Source organism: Protofrankia sp. CiP1_Cm_nod3, from assembly GCF_982290655.1.
In genome coordinates, this window is the sequence record NZ_CEVIVD010000024.1 from 35,464 (window position 1) to 39,518 (window position 4,055).

At 72.3% G+C, this 4,055-nt stretch carries 3 protein-coding genes; all 3 read right to left on the minus strand.

The genetic code is table 11. The annotated features are described in order from the left end of the window. On the minus strand, window positions 1-719 hold a 719-nt coding region (locus AC5LUJ_RS07510), incomplete at its 3' end, for a lysylphosphatidylglycerol synthase domain-containing protein (protein WP_493464696.1). 458 nt (window positions 720-1,177) lie between these two features. Continuing rightward, entirely contained in the window at window positions 1,178-3,118 is a 1,941-nt protein-coding gene (dxs, locus tag AC5LUJ_RS07515; protein ID WP_250284903.1) for a 1-deoxy-D-xylulose-5-phosphate synthase, read from the minus strand. A gap of 261 nt (window positions 3,119-3,379) precedes the next feature. Beyond that, window positions 3,380-4,055 (minus strand): class I SAM-dependent RNA methyltransferase (locus AC5LUJ_RS07520; protein ID WP_493464691.1); only part of this gene is annotated, 676 nt, incomplete at its 5' end.

Here is a 4,055-nt window from a genome sequence, read left to right on the forward strand (position 1 = left end):
CCGGCCGGCAGCACCAGCACGAGAAAACCGGCCGTCCAGGCGAAGGAGTAGCCGCCCACCGACAGCAGCAGCAGGCGCACGCCGTGCACCGACGGCGTGAGGTCGCGGGCGAGCAGCCAGGTCGCCACGCCGAAGAGCACGAAGCCCGCCAGCAGCCAGCCGGCGGCGGCCAGCACATGGCGTCCGCTGGGCTGCTGTTCCAACGGTGGGCGGCGCAGCAGCCGGAACGCGAACGTCAGCAACGCCGAGAGCGCCGGCGGATACAGCACGGCCGCGAACACCGGGACGGCCAGCAGCACCAGCCCGTAGTGCCGCAGCGCGCCCGCCGACACGAACGGCAGGGTCACCGCGGCGGCCACCCCGCCGCAGGGGACCGCCAGCGCCAGCACGATCAGGCTGGCGGACGCGGCCTTCGGCCGGGGCACCCCGTGGTCCCGGGACAGCTCCATCTGGGCCAGCACCGGCCACACGCTGCCGGGGACGTACTTGCCGACCTGCCCGACGAAGAAGATCCGCAACGCGGCCCGCAGTGGCAACGCCACGCCGAGCGACGCCAGCAGCGCCCGCCACGACAGCACAGTCGTCCCGACCGCCAGCACCGTGACGGCTCCCGAGGCGGCCACCCCGAACGCGGTCAGCTCACTGAACGACGCGCGGACGGCGTTCCACTGGCTGACCAGAGCGACGACAAGCAGGCCCGCCGCGACCAGCAACGCCACCCGCACCAGCCACCGACGCGCGTCCCGCCCCCGACCGGCCCCCGAGAACTGTCCCACCTCGGTGGGACGGCGCGGCTCCGCGGGATGCCCTGGCTCCGGCTGGGGGCCCGGCTCCGGCTGGGGGCCCGGCTCCGGCTGACGGACCGGCTCCCGGGCTGGGGCCCTGCTCCGTGGGATGGCGGCCCGCCGTCCGACGGCCACGGACGTCAGCAGGCCGCATCCACCGCATCGTCCCAGCCTAGAGCCCTGGCGCCCCGCACCTTCCGGCGGCACGGAAGAAGCATGATCGCGCCACCACCGGGCCGCCGCCGGCTCCGGGCCGCCGACACATCGGACTCAGCCGAGGCTGTAGGTGGAAACTGTTGCCACGACAGCACTTTCCACCTACGGATTCCGCTGTTGTAGGTGGAAACCGTCGTCATGACAGCGGTTTCCACCTACGGATTCCGTTGACCGGGTCAGCGCTGGCCGGCGGAGGTTTCCTTCTCGGCTTCCTCGGTCTCGCCTTCGAGAACCGGTGTGCGGCCGGCGACCATCTCGACGATCCGGCGGGCGAGCTCCTGGGCGGACAGGCCGATGTCGGCCATGACCTGGTCACGCTTGCCCTGGTCGAGGAAGGTCTGCGGGATACCGAAGTCCCGCAGCGGGACGTCCACGTCGGCGTCGCGCAGCAGCTGCGCGAGCGTCGAGCCGACCCCGCCGACCCGGCCGTTGTCCTCGACCGTGACCACCAGCGAGTGTGCCCGGGCCAGGTCGACGAGCTCCGGGGCGAGTGGCTTGACCCACCGCGGGTCGACGACGGTGATCCCGATGCCGTGGCTGGCGACCCGTTCGGCGACCTGCAGGCAGGTCGCCGCCATCGCGCCGACGGCCACCAGCAGCACGTCCCGGGTCGGGGTGACCTCCGGCGAGCGGTAGAGGACGTCGACCGTCCCGACCCGGTCGATCGCGGGGATGTCAGCGTTGATCTTGCCCTTGGAGAACCGCACCACCGACGGCCCGTCGGTGATCGCCACCGCCTCCCGCAGCTGGGCGCGCAGCGTGGACGCGTCCCGTGGCGCGGCCAGCGCCAGCCCGGGCACGAGCTGGAGGAAGGACATGTCCCACATGCCGTTGTGGGACGGCCCGTCCTCGCCGGTGACACCGGCGCGGTCCAGCACGAAGGTCACCGGCAGCCGGTGCAGGGCGACGTCCATCAGCACCTGGTCGAACGCCCGGTTGAGGAACGTCGCGTAGACGCACACCACCGGCTTGATGCCGCCGAGGGCCAGGCCCGCGGCCGAGGTCACCGCGTGCTGCTCGGCGATGCCCACGTCGAACACCCGGTCCGGGAAGGTGGCGGCGAACTTCTTCAGGCCGACCGGCTGCAGCATGGCGGCGGTGAGCGTGACCACGTCCGGCCGCTCGTGGCCGATCTGGACGATCTCGTCCGCGAAGACGCTCGTCCAGCTGGTGCCACCGCCGGCCGCGGTGGGCTTGCCGGTGCTCGGGTCGATCACCCCGACGGCGTGGAAGCAGTCGGCGTCGTCCTGCTCGGCGGCCGGGTAGCCGAAGCCCTTGCGGGTGACGCAGTGGACGATGACGGGCCCGCCGAAGTCGCGGGCGCGCCGCAGCGCGGTCTCCAGCGCGTGGACGTCGTGCCCGTCCACCGGCCCGACGTACTTCAGGCCGAGGTCCTCGAACATGCCCTGCGGCTGGACGACGTCCTTGATGCCCCGCTTGATGCCGTGCAGGGCGTCGTACAGCGGCGGGCCGACCAGCGGGGTGCGCCCGAGGACCTGCTTGACGACGTCGAGGACCTGCTCGTACTCGGGAGCGAGCCGCAGCGAGGCCAGGTGGTCGGCCAGCCCGCCGATCGTCGGCGCGTAGGAGCGCCCGTTGTCGTTGACAACAATGATCACCGGACGGTCGGCGGCGGCGATGTTGTTCATCGCCTCCCAGCACATGCCGCCGGTCAGGGCGCCGTCACCGACGACCGCCACGACCGAGCGGGACTCCCCGCGCAGCGCGTACGCCCGCGCCAGCCCGTCGGCGTAGGACAGCGCCGTGGACGCGTGGGAGTTCTCGATGATGTCGTGCGGCGACTCCGCCTGGCTCGGGTACCCGGACAGGCCACCGCGCTGGCGCAGGTTCACGAAGTCGTCCGCGCGACCTGTAAGGATCTTGTGGACGTACGACTGGTGACCGGTGTCCCACAGGATCCGGTCGTGCGGCGAGTCGAACACCCGGTGGATGGCCAGCGTCAGCTCGACGGCCCCGAGGTTGGGCCCGAGATGACCGCCGGTGCGAGCCACCGCGTGGATGAGAAAGTCACGGATCTCCGCCGCCAGAGCGGGAAGATCCTCGGCTGCGAGTTTTTTCAGATCGTGCGGATTGCGGACGGTCGACAGAAGCGACACCGGCACTTCCTCTCCGTGCACTCCCTCCCCCCTTTGTGAGGGGATCCGGCCCCGGACGCGCTCAGTCTACGCAGGTCAGGGGATCATTCACGGTCACGGAGCGGACATGTGAGCACGTTCCAAACGGGCCCCAACCAGGGCAGCCGGCGCCTACGATGCGTGGTTTGCCCTGTTCCGCGGCTACGCCGGAGCGTGCACGCCCTGTTTTTCCCCGGCGTGTCACCGTGTTGACGGGTACGTCACCGCCGTGTTCGCCCACCGTCATCCCAGACGCCTCCCTTGCCGGCTTCCACCGCCCGGAGCGGCCAGGATCGCCACGCACTCCACGTGGGCGGTCATCGGGAAGAGATCGAACGCCCGCAACGTGACGAGCGAATAGCCCTGCGCAACCGCCACGGCAAGATCGCGTGCGAGGGACGCCGGATCGCAGGACACGTACGCAACAGCCCGCGGCCTCAGGGCCAGCAGCGCCCGCATCACGGCCCGGCCGGCACCCGCCCGGGGCGGGTCGAGGACCGCGATGTCGGCGCCGGCGCCGGCCAGCCCGCGCAGGGAGCCCGGTGAGACCCGGACGCCGCGCAGCGACACCTGCGGCAGGCCGGTGAGGCTGCGCGCGGCCGACGCCACCGCCGCCGGATCCGACTCCATCGCCACGACCGTGCCATCCGGGCCGACGGCCTCCGCGAGCGCGGCGGCGAACAGGCCCGCGCCGGCGTACAGGTCGAGCGCTCGCTCCCCCGCGCGGGGCGCCAGGCCGGTGAGCACCGCGTCCACCAGCGTCTCGGGCGCGCCGGGGTGCACCTGCCAGAACACCCCCGGGCCGAGCCGGAACCGACGGCCGCGCACCACCTCGACGATCTCGCCCTTGGCGCCGGGACCGCTTCCCGGACCGGACGGACCGCCAGCGCCAGAGACAGCGCCAGCACCAGGGGCAACG